Source organism: Corallococcus exercitus (genome assembly GCF_042231735.1).
In the GTDB taxonomy this organism is placed as follows: Bacteria; Myxococcota; Myxococcia; order Myxococcales; family Myxococcaceae; genus Corallococcus; species Corallococcus exercitus_B.
On sequence record NZ_CP102577.1, the window covers coordinates 6496900 to 6520762 of the forward strand.

Annotated in this window: 20 protein-coding genes; 5 read left to right on the forward strand and 15 right to left on the reverse strand. The window is 70.7% G+C overall.

The features are described 5' to 3' along the window. Nucleotides 1–4: 4 nt before the first annotated feature. From NR792_RS25795 to dnaN, 3 genes are all read right to left on the reverse strand, one after another. Nucleotides 5–871 (reverse strand): nucleotidyltransferase domain-containing protein, encoded by an 867-nt coding sequence (locus NR792_RS25795; RefSeq protein WP_375755348.1) that lies wholly within the window; start codon nt 869–871, stop codon nt 5–7. A 373-nt stretch (nt 872–1244) separates the two neighbouring features. Next, on the reverse strand, nt 1245–2453 hold the full coding sequence (locus NR792_RS25800; RefSeq protein WP_375755349.1) for a hypothetical protein: 1209 nt from the start codon (nt 2451–2453) through the stop codon (nt 1245–1247). Nucleotides 2454–2565: 112 nt separating this feature from the next. Then, entirely contained in the window at nt 2566–3672 is a 1107-nt protein-coding gene (dnaN, locus tag NR792_RS25805) for a DNA polymerase III subunit beta (protein ID WP_375755350.1), read from the reverse strand. A gap of 262 nt (nt 3673–3934) precedes the next feature. Here dnaN and NR792_RS25810 point away from each other — a divergent pair, with 262 nt between their 5' ends. Beyond that, nucleotides 3935–4438, forward strand: coding sequence for a hypothetical protein (locus NR792_RS25810; RefSeq protein ID WP_375755351.1), 504 nt, complete (start codon nt 3935–3937; stop codon nt 4436–4438). Nucleotides 4439–4498: 60 nt separating this feature from the next. On the opposite strand, the gene NR792_RS25815 is transcribed toward NR792_RS25810, so the two are convergent. From NR792_RS25815 to NR792_RS25830, 4 genes are all read right to left on the reverse strand, one after another. Continuing rightward, nucleotides 4499–6766 (reverse strand): caspase domain-containing protein, encoded by a 2268-nt coding sequence (locus NR792_RS25815; protein ID WP_375755352.1) that lies wholly within the window; start codon nt 6764–6766, stop codon nt 4499–4501. Further along, nucleotides 6763–7605 carry an ActD-like protein gene (locus tag NR792_RS25820; RefSeq protein ID WP_375755353.1) on the reverse strand — a complete coding sequence of 281 codons (843 nt, stop codon included), beginning with the start codon at nt 7603–7605 and terminating at the stop codon, nt 6763–6765. Before NR792_RS25820 ends, NR792_RS25815 begins: the two co-directional genes overlap by 4 nt. Beyond that, nucleotides 7602–8081: an RNA polymerase sigma factor gene (locus NR792_RS25825; RefSeq protein WP_014400585.1), complete on the reverse strand. Its 480-nt coding sequence runs from the start codon at nt 8079–8081 to the stop codon at nt 7602–7604. The genes NR792_RS25820 and NR792_RS25825 overlap by 4 nt, the downstream gene beginning before the upstream one ends. Nucleotides 8082–8269: 188 nt before the next feature. Then, nucleotides 8270–8806: a hypothetical protein gene (locus tag NR792_RS25830; RefSeq protein WP_375755354.1), complete on the reverse strand. Its 537-nt coding sequence runs from the start codon at nt 8804–8806 to the stop codon at nt 8270–8272. A 468-nt stretch (nt 8807–9274) separates the two neighbouring features. On the opposite strand from NR792_RS25830, the gene NR792_RS25835 reads away from it, so the two are divergent. From NR792_RS25835 to NR792_RS25850, 4 genes are read left to right on the forward strand one after another with little or no spacing between them, the layout of a single operon-like run. After that, complete coding sequence (locus NR792_RS25835; protein ID WP_375755355.1) at nt 9275–9934, forward strand: B12-binding domain-containing protein; 660 nt, start codon at nt 9275–9277, stop codon at nt 9932–9934. Nucleotides 9935–9938: 4 nt separating this feature from the next. Beyond that, nucleotides 9939–10643, forward strand: a complete 705-nt coding sequence (locus NR792_RS25840) for a hypothetical protein (protein ID WP_375755356.1) — start codon at nt 9939–9941, stop codon at nt 10641–10643. Continuing rightward, on the forward strand, nt 10640–12688 hold the full coding sequence (locus tag NR792_RS25845) for an ATP-binding protein (RefSeq protein ID WP_375755357.1): 2049 nt from the start codon (nt 10640–10642) through the stop codon (nt 12686–12688). Before NR792_RS25840 ends, NR792_RS25845 begins: the two co-directional genes overlap by 4 nt. Then, nucleotides 12681–14213 (forward strand): response regulator, encoded by a 1533-nt coding sequence (locus NR792_RS25850; protein ID WP_375755358.1) that lies wholly within the window; start codon nt 12681–12683, stop codon nt 14211–14213. The genes NR792_RS25845 and NR792_RS25850 overlap by 8 nt, the downstream gene beginning before the upstream one ends. Nucleotides 14214–14264: 51 nt before the next feature. On the opposite strand, the gene NR792_RS25855 is transcribed toward NR792_RS25850, so the two are convergent. The 8 genes from NR792_RS25855 to NR792_RS25890 all read right to left on the reverse strand — a co-directional run bounded on the left by NR792_RS25855 (nt 14265) and on the right by NR792_RS25890 (nt 23683). Further along, the gene (locus NR792_RS25855) at nt 14265–14630 is read right to left on the reverse strand and encodes a helix-turn-helix transcriptional regulator (RefSeq protein ID WP_120529550.1); all 366 of its coding nucleotides are present in this window, start codon (nt 14628–14630) and stop codon (nt 14265–14267) included. A gap of 374 nt (nt 14631–15004) precedes the next feature. Continuing rightward, nucleotides 15005–16426, reverse strand: coding sequence for a TolC family protein (locus NR792_RS25860; protein WP_375755359.1), 1422 nt, complete (start codon nt 16424–16426; stop codon nt 15005–15007). Further along, on the reverse strand, nt 16426–17658 hold the full coding sequence (locus tag NR792_RS25865) for an ABC transporter permease (protein WP_375755360.1): 1233 nt from the start codon (nt 17656–17658) through the stop codon (nt 16426–16428). The genes NR792_RS25860 and NR792_RS25865 overlap by 1 nt, the downstream gene beginning before the upstream one ends. Further along, on the reverse strand, nt 17655–18401 hold the full coding sequence (locus NR792_RS25870) for an ABC transporter ATP-binding protein (RefSeq protein ID WP_207054117.1): 747 nt from the start codon (nt 18399–18401) through the stop codon (nt 17655–17657). The genes NR792_RS25865 and NR792_RS25870 overlap by 4 nt, the downstream gene beginning before the upstream one ends. Before the next feature lie 69 nt (nt 18402–18470). Next, nucleotides 18471–19808 carry an efflux RND transporter periplasmic adaptor subunit gene (locus tag NR792_RS25875; protein ID WP_375755361.1) on the reverse strand — a complete coding sequence of 446 codons (1338 nt, stop codon included), beginning with the start codon at nt 19806–19808 and terminating at the stop codon, nt 18471–18473. A gap of 45 nt (nt 19809–19853) precedes the next feature. Beyond that, nucleotides 19854–21293: an ATP-binding protein gene (locus tag NR792_RS25880; protein WP_375755362.1), complete on the reverse strand. Its 1440-nt coding sequence runs from the start codon at nt 21291–21293 to the stop codon at nt 19854–19856. Continuing rightward, the gene (locus tag NR792_RS25885; protein ID WP_375755364.1) at nt 21290–22027 is read right to left on the reverse strand and encodes a response regulator transcription factor; all 738 of its coding nucleotides are present in this window, start codon (nt 22025–22027) and stop codon (nt 21290–21292) included. Before NR792_RS25885 ends, NR792_RS25880 begins: the two co-directional genes overlap by 4 nt. A 165-nt stretch (nt 22028–22192) precedes the next feature. Beyond that, entirely contained in the window at nt 22193–23683 is a 1491-nt protein-coding gene (locus NR792_RS25890) for a long-chain fatty acid--CoA ligase (RefSeq protein WP_375755365.1), read from the reverse strand. Nucleotides 23684–23863: the final 180 nt, after the last annotated feature.

A 23863-nucleotide genomic window follows, 5' to 3' on the forward strand; every position in this document is an offset into this window, starting at 1 on the left:
TGCGCTACCTCACCGGGAAGTCCGGCCCCAGCAGTTCCCGCCAAGCGTCCACGGCCGCCGACATATCTCCCCGGCGCTCCAATTCCACTGCCCAGACAGACTTGCGTGCGGCTTCGGTCAGCCGCTGCTGGGCCTGTTGGAGATAGCCCGGTTCAATACCCGCGTTGACAGGAGGCCCCAGTCGCGCAGGCTCGAGGCAGCGCACCATGACGTGGTCTCGCATGAACGCGAACAATTGGCTCATGCCCGCTGCGTAGCTGACTTGGAAAGACAACGTGGAGGTGCTTTCGCAAGCCAGCACTTCCAACAAGAACGATGGAACGGGCTTTTGGCGAAGCTGGTTCCAGCGTTTGACTACTTTGATGAGCGGCTTGAGCTTCTTGCCCGCACGCTCGTTCGCATTGTCGCAGGTGGCTTGATGTACCCGAGGATTGCTACGAATCCATTCCCCACTCCGCCTGTCGGGAATCCAGTAGACATCCCGCTGGCGTGAGTCTTCCGCTGCCGGCACCACATCGAAACCGATGCCTGTGGTCGTGAAGTCGATGTTGACCGACCGGTTCTGCAGCCGTGCTTGCTTGCCCGAAAACTCGGCTTCCAAAGCCTGCTTCACCTTGATCAGGAAGTCCTCGGGGGCCGTCCTCCGAATGCTTGCCCCGTCCGAAAAGACGAGGAAGAGGTCGATGTCATGGAGGGGACGAATGGCTGTATTCCGACCATACGAGCCCGACAGGATGGATTCCTTCGGCCCCAGGCGACGGCGCATCGCATTAAAGACGAACTCCTGCTGACGCGTAGCCTCGCGCGCTTCCCCCTCGCGCAACCTCAAGTCCTGTATGAACCGTTCGAACGCCTGGGCCACGGTGAGCATCGTTGGAGCCTCCCTCTGCTAGGGAAACGATGGAGGCCCTGGGAATTACCTCCAGCCTCTTCGACATCACTCTCAGGAGATACAACAGCCCCATCGGTCCCTGGCCGGGCGCATGGGTTCGCGGGTGGAGGCACGGCTCATAGCGTCGCCATCGTGCCCGTCCAGTACTGCGCGGCCCACCTCAGTACGCCCAGTCCCACCACAAGCGGTTCTGTCTCGTGACGAACCACGGCGCGCCGAGCACGTCTACTGCTGTCCAGCGCTGATTACGCGCCGACGCGCGGGAATCCTCGTGAACCGCCCAGCTGACACAGGGGCACCAAGTTGAACAGGTTCAGTTATGCCACCGCGCTACCCCAGAGGGCCCCTGTCTTCAGCCGCCCTGCCGCAGCGCCGCGTGACGTGCCGCCTGCACCAGCGCGACCAGGTCCCCGTTGCGCGCCACGTCTCCGCCCGCGGGCCTCGCGTGCTCCGGGGAGAACAGCCTCGCGGGCGTGCGCGCCTGTCCCCTCAGCATCACGAAGAGGCGCAGCGCGTCCCGCAGGGCCTCCGCCTCCGGCCCCTCCTCCGTGCGCGCGCGCTGCGCGGCCTGCTCCAGCCGCGCCCACGCCACCTCTTCACTCCACGCGCCCCGGGGCCGCTCACGCGACAGGGCCGCCAGCGCCGCCGCCGTCTCCACCAGCCCCGCGCGCCCTTCCGTGAAGACGCTCCTCGCGGACAGCCGCAGCGCCGGGTCCTCCGTCAGCGCGGCCCTCCAGGACAGCAGCGCGGGCAGCTCATGCTCGCGCGGTACCACCGGCGCCAGCTCCGCCTCCAGCACCGCGCGCACGCGCACCCGCGCCACGTCGTGCCAGAAGGCCGCGTGCAACAGCAGCTCCGGCCCGCTGCGCGCCACCCGCGTCGGCGCACGGCGCATGCGCCGCTGGAGGAAGTCCTTCACCCTCCCCCGGCTGTCGTAGCGCTCCAGCCGCTCCCACAGCGCCACCAGCGCGGCGGCGCCCAGCGGCAGCGCCCGGGCCAGCTCCCGCGCCTCGTCGTCGGAGAACGCCGGCGCCCCTTCCGTCACGGGGCGCTTGAACACGCGCTCGAACACCTCGCCCGCGGCGCACGCGGCGCGCAGCTCCGGCAGGTTGCGCGGCAACAGCTCCACCGCCTGGGCCCAGATACGGCCCCCCAGGAACGGCGCCGCGTCCAGCACCTCCGTCTCCAGGCGCAACAGCCGCTCCCCCAGCGTCGCGGGCACGTCCGCCTCTTCGTCATCCGACGACGAGGACAGCCGCCGCTCCGCCGCGCGCTCCACGGCTTCGCGCAGGCGCTCCACCTCGTGCATCAGCCGGACGGGCGCCGCGTCGCGGGGCCAGCCTTCCGCCTCCACGCGGCGGCGCAGCGCGGCCAGCGTCGCGTCCACCTCCGGCTGGGCCGCGGCCACCTCACGCAGCAGCTCGAAGTGGTTGCGCGTCCGGTCCTTCCAGAAGAAGGACTCCAGCACGCCCTTGAGCGCGCGGTAGCGCAGGCGCGTGGCCTCCAGGAGGTCCGCTCGGTCCTCCAGCCGCGCTCTGAGATCATCCGGACGGGTGGCCACGCCCCCATCATAAGGAGCCCCCGCGCCGGGCGCAGGCCTCTCCTTGGCGCGGAGCGTCAGCCCTGGAACGCTGCCACCCTCCCGACGTGGGAAGGTGGACGGAGACCCCGGCTCAGACGCGCATGGGCATGACCACGGCGGTGAAGCTGCGGTCGCCGGGGCCGTGCAGCACGCCCGGGCTGTGCTCGTCGCCCAGCTCGAAGCTGACCTCGTCCGTCTCCGTCACGCCCAGGACGTCCATGAGGTAGCGGGCGTTGAAGCCGATGGTGATGTCGTTGCCCTTGTAGTCCACGTCCAGCGCGTCGCGCGCTTCACCCAGGTCCGGGTTGCTGGCGGTGATGAGCAGCTTGCCCTTCTCCAGGCCAATCCGGATGGCGTTGCTCTTGTCCGCGGACAGCAGGGCAATGCGCTTGAGGCCTTCCAGGAGGCGCACCTTCGGGACGAGGACCACCTTCTCGCCCTCCTTGGGGATGACGCGCTGGTACTCCGGGAACTGCCCGTCGATGAGGCGCATCACCATGGTGAGGCCCGGCTTCTTGAACAGCGCCGAGTTCTCCGCGAACCCCAGGTGGCACTCCGCGTCCGGGGCCTCGTCCAGCAGGCGCTTGAGCTCCATCAGGCCCTTGCGCGGGATGATGACGCCGCTCTTGAGCTTGAAGTCGCCGGACATCTCGCGCTCGATGAGCGACAGCCGGTGGCCGTCCGTGGCCACCATGCGGACCTTGCCGCTCTGCTGCGGCTCGAAGAAGACGCCGTTGAGGATGTAGCGCGTCTCGTCGCTGGAGATGGCGAACTGGGTCTTCTTGATCATCTCAAGAAGGACGTTGCCGGAGATCTGCACCAGCGGCGCGTTCTCCTCCTTGGGCAGCTTCGGGTACTCCTCGGCGGCCATGCCGACGATCTTGAAGTGCGCGGAGCCGGAGGAGATGTCGACGTAGTTGTTCGCCAGCTTCTTGAGCGTGACCTCCGCGTCCGGGAGGTTCTGGACGATGTCGAAGACGTACTTCGCGCTCAGCGTGACGGCGCCCGGCTTGGACACGTCCGCCGGGTGCTCGGACACGATGCCGATGTCCAGGTCGAAGGCCGTGACCGTGATGCTGCCCTTGTTCGCCGTGAGCAGCACGTTGGCGAGGATGGGCATCGTCGTCTTGCGCTCCACGATGCCCTGGGCGCGGTAGAGGGCCTTCTTCAGCTCGTCGGCGGCGATGCGGAATTCCATCGTGGGCGTCCTTACAGGTCACGGCCCCGGAGGCCGATCTCTTGGGGCGCGGGTCTACAACGAACGGATGGCCCCTTCCACCGTCTTGGCACCCCTTTATGGACATGATCCGCCCGGTTCCGGACTGTCCGGGTGTCCAGGTGGGACATGGAGGAAAAAGGCCCCAGCCGCCCTGGTGGGCGGGCGCGCGGCCGGGCAGAGTGGACCCGGCCGTGCCCCTCCCGCGTTGAAGGAGGGCACCCGTCCTCCTTCCGGAGTCGCCATGAACGCCCGCTCCCTGATCCTGTCCGCCGTGCTCATGCTCGGCCCGGTGGCGTGCAGCACGCCGTCCTCCCCCACCGCGCAGCCGTCCAGCGACGAGTCCGGCGCGGCGGCCCCCGCCGACCTGAAGCGGACCGAAGTGCAGCCGCCCGCGGGCGCCGCCAACGAGCCCGGCACGGCCGCCCCCACCCCCTCACCCGGAGACGCCACCATGACCACCAGCACCGTCTACATCGTCAAGGACAACGGGAAGCGCTGCTTCGCGCCGCCCTGCGACCACTACGACCTGTTCAGCGCGGACGCGCCGGACAAGAAGCTCCAGACCCTCCATGAAATCGACCTGAGCGCCGTCACCGGCGGGGACGACACGAAGCTGGGCGAGCTCCTGCAGCGCGCCTCCAAGGGCGGCCCCGGCCTCAAGGTGGAGGGCTCGCTGGACAAGCGGCTCAAGGCCGGCCCCGCGGGCGACGCCGTCGTCCTGCGCGCCACCCGCATCGTCGGCTGAGCGCGGCCCCTTCCCACCGGGACCGCCGCGATGTGGCGGTCCCGGGCGGGCTCCGGAGCCTCAGAGCCGCACGCCCATCTGGAAGCCGGGCCAGCGCTGCATCCGCGTGTCCGCGTCCAGGGTGTGCGAGCGCACCGGCAGCGTGGTCAGCTTGGAGAACTCCGACTCCCCCCACATGAACGCCGCGTTGTAGGTGGGGCCGGCGAACACGGCCAGCCTCGGCATGACCTGGAAGCCCAGCATGGCGCGCGCCTGCGTCAGCAGGGTGTTGGACTTGCCGGAGAACGGGGCGCGCGTGGACAGCACCTGGCTGCTCGCGACGTCCACGTCCACCCAGAAGCGCGAGCCCAGCGGGATGTGCCCGCCCAGCCCCAGGCCCAGGCTGAAGCGCTGGAAGCGGTCGTCCGGGCCAATGCCCGCGAGCAGCGTCGTGTAGAAGTGCTTGCCGCCGAACTTCAGCGCCAGGTTGGTGAGCTGCACGTCGCTGCCGTACAGCTCCAGGTGCAGCTGGCCCTTCTTCTCGTAGGTGACCAGGCCCACCGGCGCGCCGTGCACCTCGTCGGAGACGTTCACGATTCCCAGCTGCATGCCGTGCACCGTGTCCGCGACGTTGATGAGCCCCAGCTGCATGCCGGACACGTCACCGCCCACGTTGATCAACCCCAGCTGCATGCCGGTGAGGGACGGCGCGCGGTTGAGCAGCACGGAGCCCTGGATGCCCCGCGCGGCCGTCGCCACGGAATTGACGCCCAGCGTGAACTGCACGCCCTTCATCGTGCCGTTCGCGTGATTGGCGCCCAGTGACAGCTGCAACCCGGTGGCATCCGCCGTGGTGATGTTGGCGCCCAGCGCCGCCTGCACGCCGCCCAGCGCGCCGCGCGCCACGTTCGCGCCCAGGGCCAGCTGCCCCACGCCGTCCACGTCTCCGTTGGCCACGTTGAGCCCCAGCGTCGCCTGGGCGCCGACCACCGGGCCGCCCGCCACGTTGGTGACCAGGGACAGCTGCGCACCGCTGACCTCGCGACCGGACGTGTTGAAGCCCAGCGCCATGGCCAGGCCGGACACCTCCGCGTCGTACACGTTGCCCGCCAGGCCCAGCGCCAGCCCGCCGCCGAGCGCCGCGCCGCCGTTGACGACGCCGAGCGCGAAGCGGTTCTCCACCAGCGCGCGGCCCGCCCTCAGCGTGTTGGTGCTCATGGACGGCACGAGGCTCAGGTTCACCGGCAGCATCTGCCGGCCCTGGGGGGACAGCGGCGCGCTACCACCGCCACCGCCGCGCATCACGGTGGCCTCGTGGCCCACGCCCAGGAAGTCGCCGGGGGACAGCGGCGTGCGCGCGCCCTCCTTCAGCGTGAAGGCGGCCTCGGACACACCGCCGTCCCACTCGCGCCGCGCGCGGTAGGCGCCGGGGGCCAGGCCCAGCTCGGTGGCGCGGCCGGACACCTTCTGCACCTCCACCACCAGCGTGCCCACCGCGTCGCGCACGTACAGGCGGCCCTCCAGCGGCTCGGTGAGGACCAGGCCCGCGGTGGTGGCGCGCAGGTCGGTCATCACCAGGTCGCCGGTGCCGGCCAGCTCGATGTCGTAGTTGGGGTGCTGCGCGCCGCCCTGCGTGCGCTCCGTGCGCGCGAGCGTTTCGTGGAAGGCGAACTGGTAGGCCTCCGTGAGGGTGACGCGGCCGTCGTGCGTGACGTCCGCGGCGCCGCGCAGGCCGGACAGCAGGTGGTGCGTGAAGAACGAGCCGCCCAGCCGGTCCGACTCCTGCGACGCCTCGTCCGCGCTGGAGGAAGTGAGGATGGCGTGGCCCTTCACCTGGATGCCGGAGTCCACCAGGAACGCGGGCCGCGCGACGCCGCCCTTCTTGCGCGCGAACGCGCCGGACGCGCACGAGTCCAGCACCGCGATGCGCACGTCCGCGGGCAGCCCCTCCAGCGAGCGGCGCAGCTCGCCGTAGTCCAGGCGCTGGCCCTTGAGCAGCAGCCCCTCGTCGTCCGAGTGGCCGGAGTAGTACAGCAGCACCTCCACGCGGCGGGCCCCGGCGGTGCGGACGCCCTCCGCCAGGCGGCGCACCCGGTCGAAGCCCGCGAGCACGCCCGCGCGGTCCACGTCCGTGAGCAGCACGCGGTCCTGGGGCAGCACGCCGCCCAGCTCCGACAGCACCAGCGCGAAGGCCTTCGCGTCGGTCTCCGCGTAGCGCAGCCGCACGCGCTCCTTGCCGCCGTCGTTGACGCCCACGAGCAGGGCCAGCCGGCGCACGCCAGCGGCTTCCGCGGCGTGGGCGGAGGACACGGCGCCCAGCGCGAACAGGAGGATGACGAGCGCTCTCATGGGGAGGGCTTCTCCAGCAGGAAGGAGGTCTGGCCCAGGCCCGTGGGCAGGGTCAGCGGCGCGGTGCGCGCCTCGGGGGATGCGGCCAGGACGCGCGCGGCGGCCATCACGCCGTCCAGCTCGAACGGGGCGTCGGCGGTGATGAGGAAGAAGCGCTCGAAGCCCGGGGCGTCGTCCAGCTCGTAGGCGCGGGGCAAGAGGTGCGTGCCGCTGCGCTCCAGGGGCGCGGACGTGTCGCCCGGGGCGGGCAGGTGCGGGGTGACGGTGCCCCGGCCGTCCACGGAGAGGATGACGCCGTGGGCGTGGCCGGCGGCGGTGTACGACAGCTGCACCACGTCACCGGCCTGGGCGGGGGCGCCGTCGGTGAGGCGCTCGGTGCGGGTGGCGGCCTGGCGGTGCACGTCGAGCCGGGGCTGGAGCCCCTTGCTGCGCGTGGGCTCCAGCACGCCCGGGGTGCTTCCGGTCGCCGACCAGGGGTCGCGCGCCTCCTGCTCCTGGGACGACGCCCCCGGCCGGACGAGGACGAAGAGGGTCGCGGCGGCGAGCACCGGCACCAGGGCGGGCAGGAAGCGCCAGGAAGGGCGCGACGGCGGGGCCTCGGCGCGAGGCGCGGCGGGGGTGCTGGCGCGGGCGAAGCGGGCCTTCACCTCGCGGGCGACGCGGTCCGGGGACAGGGCCTCCAGGGTGGCGCGCGAGTCGGCCTCCAGGGCGGCGAGGCGCGCGGGGCCGTCGGGTTCGCGGGACAGGCGGTCGCGGGCGGCGACGAGCTCGTCCGGAGGCAGCTCGCCCAGGGCGATTCGCTCCAGCAGCCAGTCCGGGGTGCGGTGGGGGGACGTCATGCGGCCTCCAGCTCCTGCAGGACAGCGGACAGGGCCCGGAGGCGCTTGCGCACTCCGGACACGGACAGGCCCACCTCGCGGGCGGTCTCCTCCAGCGTCATGCCGTCCACCAGGTGGAGCACGGCGATGTCGCGGCTGGACGCGGGGACGCGGCCGAAGAGGCGGTCCAGCAGTCCCCGGGCGGCGGTGCGCGCCTCGGTGTCGCCGGACGCGGCGATCTTCAGCACCAGCTCGTCGTCGCGGTCCTCGGGGCGCCGCTTCGCGCCGCGAAGGCGGTTGAGGCACACGCGGGTGGCAATCTGGTGCAACAGGCTGGAGGGCCCCGCGTCCTTCAGGGCGGCCTGGTAGCGCAGCAGTTGAACGAACACGTCATGCATGGCGTCCACGGCCTGTTCCTCGTCGCGCAGCAGGAAGCGGCAGCGCCGGAGCACCTGGGGGCCATAGCGTCGGTAATAGGCCTCCACATCGACGGACACCGCGCGCCTCCCGGTTGGCCAGGGGAACACCGGTGCCCCCGAAATCTGTCACCGGCCTTTTGACGGAAAGCGCCGTCCCTACCCCGTTTCCCCCACCCCGGCCACCCCGGGCCGGGAAAGGAAAGCCAGCACGTCCGTCCGCCGGCTCCATCAGGAGCGAACGGAGCACACCTGCCCACCCGAGGCCTTCACCTCCCTGCGTCCCCACCCTCCGCCGGGAGCAGCCCCTGGCTCGGGGGGACGAGGACCGTGTGGACTCCGCCATCCGGCAGCATCACCCCCCGCAGGTCGTCATCCGCGTCCACGCCGTCGACGACGCGCCGGAGGATGCGCCCGTCCGGGCGAAGGGCATACTTCGCGCCGGAGTCGAGGGCCGGAAACCGCCGCCCACACGCGGCGGGGTTCTCCTCCACGTAGACGAAGAGGAGGCCGTCCTGCCGGAGGACCCGGTACGTGTAGGACTCCGGCCGGCTGTCACAGGACGTCGCCGCGCTCCCCAGCGGGAACAGGTCGCGCGAGACGATCATCAACGCGCGCAGGGTCTCGCCATCCAGCTCGATGGGCGCACCCGCCTGGATGACACCCGCATCGGCACCTGAGGAGACCGGGAAGCGGACGGTCCGGTCGTCCAGGACGGGCGCCGAAAGAGGCTCGGGCCTCCGGGCACAGCCCAGCAGTCCCAGCACCAACACGACCGTCCTCAGCGACATGATCCGCCCTCGCATGCGGCCTTCCTACCGCTCCTGAGTTGCGGGAACGTACTGGTGGAAGCCGTCGCACGTGGGCGCGCCCGCATCCCGCGACCGGGAGAAGAACGCGATCCGCGCACCACCTCTCCGGGACGGGATGAATCCGACAGCATGCTCATCTCGTATCGTCCGTCGGGCGTGACGTAGAGCCAGGTGCAGTCCTCCGTCACCTTCCACTTCGCGCGGAGCCGAGCATCCCGACAACAGGCCCAGGCCGGCCACGAGGAGACAAGCAGACCAGAAATAACGGTCAATCATGAATTGCTACAACATACCGCCAGCCTGCTCGCCCACCGGGGCGTTCGCTTGACCTGCAAGCAGAAAAGCAGCCGCTCTCCCCAACGGACCGGTAAGTGTTCACTTAGCGATGCGGGCGACCGCTCCAGGGTTTAACGAAAACAGGAAGCCCCCTACCCTGCCCCGTCCGCCACCCGCCCGGTTCTCGTGATCCAATCGACCCCTGCCATCGACACGCTGCGGGCGCGGTATCTGGCCGCGCAGCTTTCCGGAAACCGCCAGGAGGCCCTGCGCCTGCTCGTGGATGAGGGCCTGCTGTGCGGCGTGCCCCTCCAGGAGCTGCACCTGGAGGTCATCCAGGCCGCCCAGTACGAAATCGGCCGGCTCTGGCAGGAGAACACCATCTCCGTGGCCCAGGAACACCTGGCCACCGCCATCTCCCAGTACGTCCTCGCCCACCTGTACCGCCACCTGCCCCGCGACCCGGCCAACGGCAAGGTCGTGATGATGGCGTGCGTGGAGGGCGAGCTGCACGAAGTCGGCGCGCGCATGGCCAGCGACTTCCTGGAGATGGCCGGCTTCGACGTGCGCTTCCTCGGCGCCAACGTGCCCGCGGATCACCTGGCCCGCATGGTGCGCGAAACCCCGCCCAACCTCCTGGCCCTCTCCGTGACCATGCCCTTCCACATGCCCCAGGTCCGCGAGGCCGTGCGCAAGGTGCGTGAGGTGTCCCCGTCCCTGCCCATCGCCGTGGGCGGGCTCGCCTTCGACTGGGGTCCCATTCTCGAAGAGGAGCTGGCCGTGACCTTCTTCGGCAAGAGCGTCCGCGAGCTGGTCTCCTCCGCCTGCCGCACCCTCGGGGTCTGACACCATGTCGAACGTGAGCCTCCAGGTGGAAGCCCGGACCGCGTCCCTCGCTTCCAACTCTGTTCAAGCTTTGTACGAGGATCCGTTCTGGGCCGCGCGCTACGGCCTCCAGCGCGCCCGCCGCTTCGGCGACGAGGACGCGGTCTTCCACGTGCGCTACCTCGTCCAGGCGCTGGACGCGTCACGCCCCGCCATCCTGGAGGACTACGCGCGCTGGCTGCGCACCCTGCTCGTCACGCGCGGCATGTGCTCGCTGCACCTGGACCAGCACTTCGAGGGGCTCGCCCGCGCCCTCCAGGCGGAGGGCTTCGGCCCGGACTCGCTGCCCTTCACCTACGTCCAGTCCGCCCGCCAGGCGCTGCGCTACAAAGAAGGCCCCGCCCACGCCCTGGAGGCGGACGCCCCCGGACTCATCAGCACGGTCGTCCGACGTTTGGAGCACCCACTTCCCTCTGGAAGCCGTCCGCGCCTGGAACAAGAGGTGCGGCTCCAGCTGTCCTATCTCTCGGATGCACTCGCCCTGGGCCGTGCGGACCTGTGGGACGCCCACCTCCAGTGGTACGCGGGCTTCTGGCCCCAGCGGGGGCTGGCACCCTTGAACCTTCTCCAATGCCTGAACGCGTTGAAGGCGGCCCTGGAGAGCGGACACCCCGAGGCACTGTCCATGCTCGCGCGGACGTCCGTTTCATGGGAGGAGACACATTCATGATGCAACAGGATGACCGCGCCTCCGGGATCTTCGAATCCCTCAGCCGCGAGCTGGCGTTGGCCTGCGATGCGGAAGGCACGGTCGTCTGGCGGGATGAGCGCGCGGCGCGCATCCTGGGCATCAAGCCCGGCCAGTCGCTGAAGAGCCTGGCCAGCCACGGCAGCGAGAACAAGGTGGAGAAGCTGCTCGTGCAGGCGCGCGACGAGGCCGTGGACGGCTGGGAGCTCATCCTCCAGCGCGACCACAAGCCCGCCGCGTTCGCCTTCCGTGCCCGGCCGCACAACGGCGGCATCGCCCTGGTGGGCAGCCTGGTGCCGGAGGACTACGGCGCCGCGCTCACCCAGGTGAGCACCACGCTGGGAGAGCTGTCCGCGCTCCACCGGGAGACGGAGCGCCAGCAGCACGAGCTCAAGCGCCGCGCGGAGGAGCTGACGCGCCTCAACCGCGAGCTGGAGGAGTCCAACAAGGGCGTGCGCAGCCTGCACGCCGCCCTGGATGAGAAGGCGGAGAGCCTCCAGCGCGCGTCGGAGATCAAGAGCCGCGTGGTGGCCAACGTGAGCCACGAGTTCCGCACGCCGCTGCACTCCATCCTCGGCCTGTCCAAGGTGCTGCTCAACCCGCTCAACGGCAGCCTCGCGCCGGAGCAGGAGAAGCAGGTCCAGTTCATCCGCGGCTCGGCGGAGTCCCTCTTCGAGCTGGTCAACGACCTCCTGGACCTGTCCAAGGTGGAGTCCGGCAAGACGACGCTGCGTCACAGCCGCTTCGTCGCGTCCGACTTCATGAGCGCGCTGCGCGGCATGACGCGGCCCCTGCTGCCGCCGGACTCCAAGGTGGCGCTCGACTTCGAGGGCCCCTCGGAGCCGCTGGAGCTGGAGACGGACGAGTCCAAGCTCAGCCAGGTGGTGCGCAACCTGGTGTCCAACGCGGTGAAGTTCACCGAGTCCGGCTCCATCACGGTGTCCGCCGCCCCCGGCCCCAAGGACACGGTGGTGTTCACCGTGAAGGACACGGGCATCGGCATCGCGCCGGAGAACCACGAGCGCGTCTTCGAGGAGTTCATCCAGGTGGACAGCCACCTGCAGCGCAGCGTGAAGGGCACCGGCCTGGGCCTGCCGCTGGCGCGCAAGCTGGCGGAGGTGCTGGGCGGTACGCTCACCGTGCAGAGCCGGCTGGGAGAAGGCGCCACCTTCGTCCTCACCCTGCCGCGCGTCCACCCGGAAGTGTCGGAGATGACGGGGCTCACCCAGCGCAGCGAGAAGCTGGATCCGGGACGCGCGCCGGTGCTGGTGCTGGAGGACGACCGCCAGACGCTGTTCCTCTACGAGAAGTACCTGGCGCGCTCCGGCTTCCAGGTGCTGCCCGTGCGCACCGTGGACGACGCGCGCAAGGTGATGCAGCGCGTGCGCCCCGCCGCCATGGTGCTGGACGTGATGCTGGAGGGAGAGACGAGCTGGAGCTTCCTCGCGGAGATGAAGAACGGCGAGCAGACGCGCGACATCCCCATCCTCGTCGTCACCGTGACGGACCGCGAGCAGAAGGCGCGCGCCCTGGGCGCGGACGAGTTCTGGCTCAAGCCCGTGGACGAGGTGCGCCTGCAGAAGAAGCTGGCCGCCATGGCGCGCACCGGGCCGGTGGAGCGGCTGCTCATCATCGACGACGACGACGTGCACCGCTACCTGCTCAAGCAGCTGCTCAAGGACACGCCCTTCCAGCTCCTGGAGGCCTCCAACGGCCGCGAGGGCGTGCGCATCGCGCGGGAGAACGCCCCGCACCTCATCTTCCTGGACTTCGTGCTGCCGGACATCACCGCCTTCGACGTGCTGGACGAACTGAAGGCGGACCCGCGCACGCGCGACATCCCCATCATCCTGCACACGTCCCACCAGCTGCAGGAGTCGGAGCGGGCCCGGCTGGCGCGCGAGACGTCCGCCATCCTGGCCAAGCACACGCTCAGCCGGGAAGTGGCCATCACCCGGATCCGCGACGCGCTGTCCAAGGCGGGATTGGGCAACCGGGAACTGCGCGAGGCGAACCCCCGTGGCTGAACAACCGCGTCTGGCAACGGTCCTCAACGTCAACGACGACGAGGCCAACCGCTACCTGGTCAACCGCATCCTGGAGATGTCCGGCTACCACGTGCTGGAGGCGGCCACCGGCATGGCCGCCCTCCTCATGGCGGAGGAGCACCGCCCGGACGTCATCGTCCTGGACGTGAAGCTGCCGGACATCAGCGGCTATGAGGTCTGCGCGCGCCTGAGGGCCAACGCGGCCACGGCCGCCATCGCGGTGATGCACACGTCCGCGACCTTCGTCACGCCGGACAAGAAGGTGCAGGGCCTGGAGGGCGGCGCGGACGCGTACCTCACCCAGCCCTACGAACCCTCGGAGCTCATCGCCACGGTGCGCTCGCTCCTGCGCCTGCGCCACGCGGAGCAGCAGGCCCGGCTGCGCACGGATCAGCTCATCGAGATGGACCGGCGCAAGGACGAGTTCCTGGCCATGCTGGCCCACGAGCTGAGAAACCCGCTGGCCGCCATCATGACGTCCATTGGCATCCTGGAGCGCAAGGGGTCCACGGACCCCAAGGAAGCGCGGATGCACGGCATCATCCAGCGCCAGACGCACCACCTGGCGCGGCTGGTGGACGACCTGCTGGACGTCAGCCGCATCACCCGGGGCAAGGTGGAGCTGCGCAAGGAGCGGCTGAACCTGACGGCGAGCTTCCAGCAGCTGCTGGACATCCTGCGCCCCCGCGTGGAGTCCCGCGGCCTGACGCTGGAGGTCCACCTACCGCGCACGCCCTTGTGGCTGGAGGGCGACGCCACGCGCCTGGAGCAGGTCTTCAGCAACCTGGTGGACAACGCGGCCAAGTACACGGACCAGGGCACCGTCACCGTGGAACTCTTCCAGGAGGGCGTGGACGGCCACGCGCAGGCGGTGCTGCGGGTGAAGGACACCGGCATCGGCATCCCGCCGGAGAAGCTGCCCGCCATGTTCGAATTGTTCGCCCAGGCGGACACGTCCCTGGAGCGCTCGCGCGGGGGCCTGGGCATTGGCCTCACCCTGGTGCGCACGCTGGTGCGGATGCACGGCGGCACCGTGGACGCGACCAGCGGGGGTCTGGGCCAGGGCAGCGAGTTCGTGGTGCGGCTGCCCCTGCTGCCCGCGGACCAGGTCCCCCGGTCGCTGGGGACGAACGTCCTGGACACGCGGCGCACGCGGCGCATCCTGCTGGTGGAGGACAACTCGGACGCGCGCCAGTCCATGCGCGACCTGCTGGAGCTGTGGGGTCACCAGGTGGCGGTGGCGCAGGACGGCGTGCAGGGCGTGGCGCTGGCCCTGGAGCACGCGCCGGAGCTGGCGCTGGTGGACATTGGCCTGCCGGGGCTGGACGGCTACCAGGTGGCGAAGGCGCTGCGAGCGCGCGCGGGGCAGAACCTGCGGCTGGTGGCGCTCAGCGGCTACGGCGACCCGGAGGCCTACCAGCAGGCCCTGAAGGCCGGGTTCGACGTGCACCTCACCAAGCCGGTGCGGCCCGCCGACCTGGATCGCGTCCTGTCGAACCTCTGAGGAGGGTCGCGCGCGGTCCGGTGTCCCCGAAGGCGGGAGGGGAGGGAGGGGCTAGCGCCGCTGGAGCGCGTTGGCCACCAGGCCCAGCAGCTTCACCTGGGCGGGGTCCAGCTGACGCACGCTGCGCAGCAGCCGGCGCACTTCCGGGCGCTCGGGCGTGGGCGGAGGAGCTTCGCTGGCGCGAGACGGCGGCGCACCCTGCGCCGCGAGTCCCAGCAGCTCGTCCGCGGAGACGTGCAGCTCGTGGCACAGCTTCAGCAGGGTCTGGACGCTGGGGAGCATGCCGCCGCGCTCCAGGCGGCCGTACACTTCCGTGGCCACGTCGATTCGCTCGGCGACGTCGGCCTGCGTAAGCTCCATGCGGCCCCGGGCGACCCGTGCCGATGCGCCGATGGTGGTTGCGAGTTTCTTGTCCATGCCTTTGCTTGCCGACCCGAAACGTTTGGCCGACGGCATAGGACGTATAGAGGCAGACAGACAGAACTTGCCGGGTCAGCCTCCCATTGTTCACCCATAGGGTCGCTGCGCGGGAGGTGGACTTTCAGAGTCCGGGCAAGCCCGACACCCGGGCCACTTCTGAGACGGAGTGCCCTCTGGAAACGGCCTCCACGGCGTGCATCCCCGCATGTTTCCGGGCCTGGAGGCAGGTGACCCATGAAGTTGGAGCCGCCGTTTCCTACGGTGTTCGAGCGTCCTGCCGCCACTGCCACCCTTCAGGGTTGGCTCATGTTTTCAGTGCCGTCCAGATACACGGCGTCGTCGCCACGCACTTCCGGGTGACGCTGTAGGCACTACCGTGACGCCACGGTGCTCAGGTCCACCGTGCCCAGGGCGCGCGCCAGCTCCGCGCGGGAGGTGGCCAGGTCGTACGTCGCCTGCACCTGCTGGGCGGCGGCGTTGGTGAAGGCCACCTGCGCGTCGCTGACCTCGATGATGTTGCCCACCCCCGCGCGGTAGCGCCCTTCGGCCAGCCGCAGCCGCTCGCGGGCGTTCACCTGGGCCTCGTCCGCGGCGGTGAGCGCCTCGCGCGTGGCCACCACGTTGAGCCGGGCCTGCTCCACCTGGAGCCGCACCTGCTGCCGGAGCGCGTCCTTCTGCGCCTGGAGGTCGCGCAGGTTGGCGTTGGCCTCGCGCGTCTGCGCGTTCACGAGCCCGCCCTGGAACAGCGCCCAGCTCAGGTTGATGCCGCCCTGCACGCTCAACGTGGGGTCGTTGAACGGGTTCTCCCCCACGTCCGTCGCATTGCCGGAAAGGCTCAGGGTGGGCAGGTGGCCGGCCCGGGTCACCTTCACCTGGGACTCCTGCGCCAGGATCTGCCGCTCGCGCGCGGCGACGTCCGGGCGGGACTCCAGCGCGCGCTTCACCAGCGCGTCCAGCACCTCGTCCTCACCGGCGATGGCCGCCACCGTCACGTCCTGCACGGTGTAGTCGGTGGCCGTCTCCACGCCCATGGTCTGGTTGAGCTGGGCCTTCGCGGTGGCGTACGCGTTCTGCGCGCGGATGAGCGCCACCTGCGCGTTGGCCTTCGCGGTGCGCTGCTGGAGCAGGTCAATCTCCGGCCGCGAGCCCACCTGCACGGACGCGTTCACCTGGTTGAGCCGCGCCTCCTCGCTCTGGAGCGTCTCACGCGCCACGCCCAAGAGGGCCTTCTGCGTGAGGACGTTGAAGTACGCGGCGCGCACGTCCCGCAGCGCGTCCTGGAGCACCTGCTGCTGCGAGTTCTCCTGCGCGCCCGCCGACTCCCTGGACGCGGCGTAGCGGCCCGTCGTCTTGCCGAAGTCGTAGACGAGCTGGTTGGCGGAGAGGGTGCCGCTGAAGCGCCGCGTGGTGTTGGACACCACGCCCGTGGAGCCGCCGCCCACCACCTGGATGACCTCCCGGTTGCTGGTGCCCAGCGTGTAGTTGGCGCTGGCGCTCACCTGCGGCAGGAAGCCGGAGAAGGCCTGGTCCACCCGGGCGTGCGCCGCATCGGTGTTCGCCTGCGCCGAGCGCAGCGTCGGCTGGTTCTGGCGCGCCGCGGTCTCCGCCTCCGCAAGGGTGATGACGCGCCCCTCGGAAGCGGCGGACGCGGACAGGGACTGCTGCACGGCGGGAGGCGTCACGGGCGTCGCCGGAGCCCGCGGAGCCTGCGGGGCCGCGGGCTGGGAGGCCGTCTGGGCCCCCGCGGCCACGGGCAGGACGCACAACGAAAGCGTCAACGAAAGCGCGCGCATCACTCGTACCTCAGTGCATCGATGGGATCCAACAGGCTCGCCTTGCGCGCCGGATACAGACCGAAGACGACCCCAACCAGGCCGCTGAACCCGATGGCCAGCAGCGCGACGTCAGGACGGACCAGCATGGGCCAGCCGAACTGCGCGGCCAGCAGCTTCGCCACGCCCAGGCCCACGGCCGCGCCGATGATGCCGCCCAGCACCGCCAGCGTCAGCGCCTCGATGAGGAACTGCGCCAGGATGTCGCGCGGCCGGGCGCCCACCGCCACGCGCACGCCAATCTCGCGCGTCCGCTCGGTGACGCTCACCAGCATGATGTTCATGATGCCGATGCCGCCCACCACCAGCGACACCGCCGCGATGGCCGCCAGCAGCAGGCTCAACGTCTCCGTGCTCTGCTGCTGGCCGCTGGCCACCTCCGCCAGGTTGCGCACGTCGAAGTCGTTGGCGTCGTCCTCGCCCAGCCGGTGACGCTCGCGCAAGAGGTTCGTCACGTCCGTCTGGGCCTTGGCCGTGAGGTCCGCGCTCACCGCCTGCACGAACACCGCGCCGGTGATGTACGCGCCCAGGCTCTGGGCCTGCACCTGCCGCTTGAACGTGGTGGCCGGCACGAACACCGTGTTGTCGAAGTCCTGGCCCACGGGCGACTGGCCCTTGGGCGCCGTCACGCCCATCACGGTGAAGGGCGTCTTGTTGATGCGGATGACCTGCCCCACGGGGTTGAAGCCCTTGCCGTAGAGGTTGTCCACCACCGTCTGGCCCAGCACCGCCACCTTCGCGCCCGCCTCGTTGTCCGCGTCCGTGAAGTGCGCGCCCTTCGCGAGGGTCCAGCTGCGCACGGTGAAGTAGTCCGTCGTGGTGCCGATGATGCTGGTGTTCCAGTTCTGGTCCTCGCTGAACACCTGCGCGTTGGAGCGCATCTCCGGCGCCGCGCCGCGCACGCTGGACACCTGCGTGCGCACGGCCTCCAGGTCATCCCAGGTGATGGTGGGCTGGCTGCCGAAGCCGCCGCGCGCGCCACCGGACCTGGACGAGCCCGGCAGGATGATGAGCAGGTTGGTGCCCATGGAGTCGAAGACCTTCTGCACGCTGGCCTTCGCGCCGTCGCCAATGGCCACCATGGCGATGACCGCGCCCACGCCGATGATGATGCCCAGCGCGGTGAGCACCGAGCGCGTCTTGCTTCGCAAGAGCGCCCGCAGCGCCAGGACGACCGTCTCCAGGATGTTCATGTCCCCACCTCCTCGGCGGGCACCACCGCCGGGTGCGGCGTCTGGCGTCTGTCGTTCACGATGCGCCCGTCCTTCACCACCACGATGCGCTGGGTGTACTCGGCCACGTCCGGCTCGTGCGTCACCAGCACCAGCGTCAGGCCTTCCTTCTGCAGCTGCTGGAACAGCGCCATCACCTCCACCGTGGTGCGCGAGTCCAGGTTGCCCGTGGGCTCGTCCGCGAGGATGACGCGAGGCCGTCCCACCAGCGCCCGCGCGATGGCCACGCGCTGCTGCTGACCGCCGGAGAGCTGCTTCGGGTGGTGGTCCAACCGGGCCCCCAGCCCCACGCGCTCCAGCGCTTCCTTCGCCCGCGCGCGCCGCTCCTTGGAGGGCACGCCCGCGTACAGCATGGGCAGCTCCACGTTCTCCAGCGCGGTGGTGCGCGCCAGCAGGTTGAAGCTCTGGAAGACGAAGCCCAGGGTGCGGTTGCGCACGCGCGCCAGGCCGTCGCGGTCCAGGCGGGCCACCTCGCGGCCGTTGAGCAGGTACTCGCCGGAGGTGGGCCGGTCCAGGCAGCCCAGGATGTTCATCAGCGTGGACTTGCCTGAACCGGAGGAGCCCATGATGGAGACGAACTCCCCCGGCTCCACCGTGAAGTCCACGCCGCGCAGGGCCCGCACCTCCACGTCGCCGGACTTGTACACCTTCGCCACGTTCTTGAGCTGGATGACGGGGGGTGCCCGCTTCGTTTCCGCGTCCATCGGTCTGCCTCTGTCCCTTCCCCTGCCCGCAGTGCCTGTGGAGATGTCTGTGATTGGAGCGCGTCGCGCCTAGAACCCGCGACGGCCGCCGCCCATGCCCCGGCCGCCCCCGCCACCGAGGGGGCTCTGGCCTGACGGAGCCGGCGAGGAAGGCGTCGCGCCCGCCGGCGAGTTCGCCGCGGTGATGACGCGGTCACCGGCCTTGAGCTCCCCTTCCACCACCTCCGTGAACGTGCCGTCCGTCATGCCGGTGCGCACGTTCACGGCCACGGGCTGCGGCTTCTCTTCCGGCTGGCGGCGCAGCACGTAGACGGTGCGCATGCCGGCGGGGGCCTGCTGGGCCGGGGCCTGCGCGGGCGCGTTCGGCGACGGCGCGGGGCGGTAGCGCAATGCGGTATTGGGCACGGACAGGGCCTGGTCCTTCTGCTGCGTGACGATGGTCACGTTCGCCGTCATGCCCGGCTTGAGCTTCAGGTCCGGGTTCGGCACGTCGATGACGGCCAGGTAGGTCACCACGTTCTGCACGGTGATGGCCTCGTTGCGGATCTGCCGGATGACGCCGTTGAAGGTCTCCCCCGGGAAGGCGTCCACGGTGAAGGTGGCCTTCTGGCCGGGCTGCAGCTTGCCCACGTCCGCTTCCGCGATGCTGGTGTTGACCTGCATCTTGCGCAGGTCCTCCGCGATGGTGAAGAGCACGGGCGCCTGGAGGGACGCGGCCACCGTCTGGCCCACGTCCACGCTGCGCGAGATGACGATGCCGTCCGTGGGCGACACGATGGTCGTGTACTTGAGGTTCACCTCCGCCTCGTTGAGCGCGGCCTGCGCCTGGGCCACCGAGCCCTCCGCGGCCGTCACCTCCGCCTGCCCGTTGGCGGCGGCGGACTCGGCCGTCTCCAGCTCGGACTGGGAGATGAACTGCTGCGCGCGCAGCTCCTTCGAGCGCACGGCCTGCTTCCTGGCCACGTCCGCGTTGACGCGCGCCTTCTGGAGGTTCGCGCGCGCGGCGGTCATGTTCGCCTTCGCCCGGTCCAGCGCGGCCTGCACCAGCTGCGGGTCGATGCGGGCGATGACCTGCCCCTTCTTGACCTGCGAGTTGTAGTCGACCATCAGCTCCTGGATGCGGCCGGAGACCTGGCTGCCGACCTGCACCGTCACCAGCGCCGCCACGGTGCCGGTGGCCGTCACCTTGGCCGTGAGCTTCCGGGCCGCGGCGGGGGTCGTCTCGTAGGTGACGGCGTCCGCCTGGCTTCCAGCGCGCATGCGCCAGAACCCCACCGCGCCGGCCACCACCAGGATCGCCAGGACCCAGGCCCAGCGCGGCACTCCACGCTTGCGCCCCTCGTCCTCATCCAGTTCCACCGGCGCCAGGGCCGGCGCTTCCCGCGGCATCTCGCTCAAGGCCTTCATGCCCCTTATCTACGTTTTGAAATGTTTCGGTGAATCTCGTCTCTATTACGAAAGATGACCCACGGCGAGGCGACCGTCCGGTGTCTCCGCCGCCCCCGCGGCGGGGAGCACGACGCGCGCGGTGGTGCCCTGGCCCGGCTGGCTTTCCAGCGTGAGGTGGCCGTGGTGCGCGTCCAGGATGCGGCGCACCAGCGCCAGCCCCAGCCCCACGCCGCCCGTGGTGCGCGCGCGGCTGCGGTCGGTGCGGAAGAACGGCGTGCCCACGCGCGCCAGGTCCTCCGACTCGATGCCGATGCCCTGGTCCCGGACCTCCACCTGGATGCCGCCGCCCTCCGCCCGGGCGTGCAGCTTCACGGTGGTGCCGGCCTCCGAATATTTCCCCGCGTTGTCGAGCAGGTTGTCCAACACGCGCCGCAGCAGCACGGGGTCCGCCTCCAGCGCGGGCAGCGTGCCGTCCACCTGGACCTCCAGCCGGTGCTTCGGCCGGGCGGAGCGGAAGCGGGCGGCGGCCTTGTCCACCAGCGCGCTCGCGTCCACGCGCTCCAGGCGCAGGGGGGGCACGCCTCCGCTCGCGCCATCCGTCACCAGCTCCAGGCGGGACGTGGTGAGCACGTCCGACACCAGGCGCTCCAGCTCCGACAGGTCCTCGGTGATGTCGGGCAGGAGCTCGCGCGCCGTCTGCGCGTCGCCTTCCGCGGCCAGGTCCAGCGCCACGCGGATGCGGGACAGGGGCGTGCGCAGCTCGTGCGACACGTTGGCGAGCAGCTCCTTCTGCGAGCGCAGCAGCTGGGTGATGCGGCCAGCCATCTCGTCGAAGGCCTCGGACACCAGGCCCAGCTCGTCCTTGCGGCGCAGGCCCGCGCGCACGTCCAGCCTTCCCGCGCCGAACGCGCGCGCCGCGCTGGCCAGCTTCTCCAGCGGGCCCGCGAGCGTGCGCGCGAAGGCGACGGAGGTGATGGCGGTGCACGCCAGCACGAGCCCCACGATGATGGCCGTCTGCCGGTCGCCATCCGGAGGAGGGGGCGGCGGCGGCAGGGACACGGCGGCATAGACCTGGATGGGGCCCGGGTAGGGACTCACCACCAGCATCCGGCCGGGCCCGCTCCCCGCCCCGGGGAACGGGCCTCGCGGGCCGCTGCGGGTGACGCGCGAGGTGATGGCGGAGAGCTCCTCGGGCCCCAGCGCGGGCGCGGGTTCCGGCCGCGTGTTGCCGAGCAGCGTCCCGTCCGCGGCGCGCAACGTGACACGCATGCCCATGCGCTGCTGGGCACGGTCGAGCGACGCCTGGAGCGCGGCGGGTTGGCCGCGCAGGTTGGACCACTCCTCGACGAAGTAGGACAGCTCGTCGTCGAAGCGGTTGCGCCAGGACTCGTTGCGCAACAGGTCGCGCGCGAGCATCAGCGACACGCCCACCAGGACGATCTGGATGACCCCCACCAGGTAGATGCGGGGGAGCAGGCCCATGGGGAGGCGGAAGAACTTCACGGCTCCGCCTCGGTCTCCGTGGCCAGCATGTAGCCGGCACCGCGGACCGTCTTGAGCAGGCGCGGGTTGCGGGGGTCCACCTCCAGCTTCTGGCGCAGGCGGAAGATGTGCACGTCCACGGAGCGGTCGAACACCTCGTCCGCGCTGCCCTTCACCAGGTCGAGCAGCTGCTCGCGGCTGAGGACGCGGCCGGCGCGCTCGGCCAGGACGCGCAGCAGGCTGAACTCATACGTGGTGAGCGACAGCGGCTTGCCGTCCAGGGACGCGCTCAGGCTGCGAGGGTCCAGCACCAGCCGGCCCGCGTGCACGGGGTGGCTGGTGGGGCCCACCTTGCCGCGCGCGCGGCGCACCTGGGCGCGGATGCGGGCGAGCAGCTCGCGCGACGAGTAGGGCTTGGGCAGGTAGTCGTCCGCGCCGGACTCCAGGCCCAGGACGCGGTCGGCCTCTTCGCCGCGCGCGGTGAGCATGATGATGGGCACGTCCGTGCGGGTCCGCAGCTCGCGGCACACTTCCAGGCCGTCGCGGCCGGGGAGCATGAGGTCCAGGAGGATGACGTCGAAGGTGTGGCGGGACGTCTGCTGGAGCGCGTCGGTGCCGGACGCGGACACGGTGACGATGATGCCGTGCTCCTGGAGGTAGCGGGCGGTGAGCCGCGCCAGGCGTTCATCGTCCTCCACGAGGAGCACCTGGATGGTGGCTTCCTCGGAGGTCGTGGGGCGTGGGGTGTTCTCCATGGGTCGGGTCTCCGCGTGGGCTGCGGACCGCCTCCGGGCCGCGACCTGTAACCTCCCACCCCTACATTTCCAGGGGGCTACGGGCCCATGACGAAATATTACGAACGGAGGTCCGGCGGGCCATCCCAGGGGCTTGCAGGGGGACGGGCGCAACGGAACGGAAATTCAGCCCTCTCCATGCATCCGGGCGAGCCCCCGCCGGTCCACCTTGCCAGCGGGAGTGCGCGGCAGGGCGTCCAGCAGCCGCAGCGTGCGGGGCAGCTTGTACCGGGCAAGCCGGTCCGAGCAGAAGGCCACCAGCGCCTCCAGGGTCGGCCCGGTGCCCGGCCGGGGGACGACGAGGGCACGGGGGACCTCGCCCCACTTCGGGTCGGGGACGCCGATGACGGCGACCTCGGCGACGTCGGGGTGGCCGGCGAGGACGCTCTCCACCTCGGAGGGGTGGATGTTCTCGCCACCGGAGATGATGAGGTCCTTGCCGCGGCCCTCGATGCGGAAGAAGCCCTGCGCGTCGCGAGAGGCCAGGTCGCCGGTGCGCAGCCAGCCGTCCACGAAGGCGCGAGCGGTCTCCTCCGGGCGGCGCCAGTAGCCGGCGCACAGGTGGGGGCCGCTCAGCAGCAGCTCGCCCACGTCCCCGGGGCGCTGTTCGCCGTCGATGCGCGCCTCGACATGGAACAGGGGCACGCCGACGAAGCCCGCGTGCGAGCGCATGACGGCGTCGGGGAGGAAGAAGTTGTTGGGGCCGCCCTCGGTGAGGCCGTAGCCGGTGCGGAACGGGATGCCGCGAGCGAAGAAGCGCTCGAAGACGGGGGCGGGACAGGGAGCGCCGCCGCTGATGAGCAGCTTGAGGCGGGAGAAGTCCACGGCATCGAAGCGGGGATGCCGCTGCATCTCGATGAACATGGTGGGCACGCCGAACACGAGGTTCACGGCGCCCGAGTCGATGAGGTCGAAGGTCTGCGCCACGTCGAAGGTCCGGCACACGACGGAGGCGCCGCCCACGTACACCAGGGGCAGCGCGAACACGTTGAGGCCGCCGGTGTGGAACAGGGGCGCGTTGACCAGCGCGACGTCGTCCTGGGTGAGGCCCCAGCTGACGACGGTGTTCACGGCATTGGCGGTGAGCGAGCCATGCGTGAGCACGGCGGACTTCGGAAGCCCGGTGCTCCCCCCGGTGGAGCAGAGCACCCACGGCGAGTCCGCCTCCAATTCGACGGAGGGCAGCGAGCCGGTCAGGGTCTCGCGGGAGCAGAAGAGCGGATCCGTCAGGCAGACCCAGTGCGCCGGGAGCCGGGGGCGCAGGGCATCGGCTTGAGAGCGAAACTCCGGCCCGAAGCAGACGACGGAGGGAGCGACATCGGAGAGCAGGCCGTGCAGCTCCTCCACGCCCAGGCGCCAGTTGAGCGGCTGGAGCACGGCGCCCAGCTTGGCGCACGCGAACACCAGGTCCAGCGTCTCCACGCCGTTGAACGCGAGCACCGCGACGCGGTCGCCCATGCCTACACCCAGGTCGCGAAGCAGCAGCGCGGTCCGGTGGGCGGAGTCGTTCCACTCCGCCCACGAGATGCGCCGCCCACCCCGGAGCGAATCAACGAGCGCCGTGCGCTCCGGGGCGAGCGAAGCCCGCCGGGCCAGCCAGTCGTGGACGATGGGCATGCGGCTCCAGGCTAGACCACGATGCGCGTCCTGCATCGGATTCTGGCTACTCGATCTGGTATCAGCTCTACCCCTCCCCCAGGGCTACTGGCACGATGCAGCGCCTGCCGCACCGCCGGAGAATTTCAGATGCCTTCCGCCGAGAGTCCCGGGCCGTCCCCTACCAGTCCGTCCGGGCGT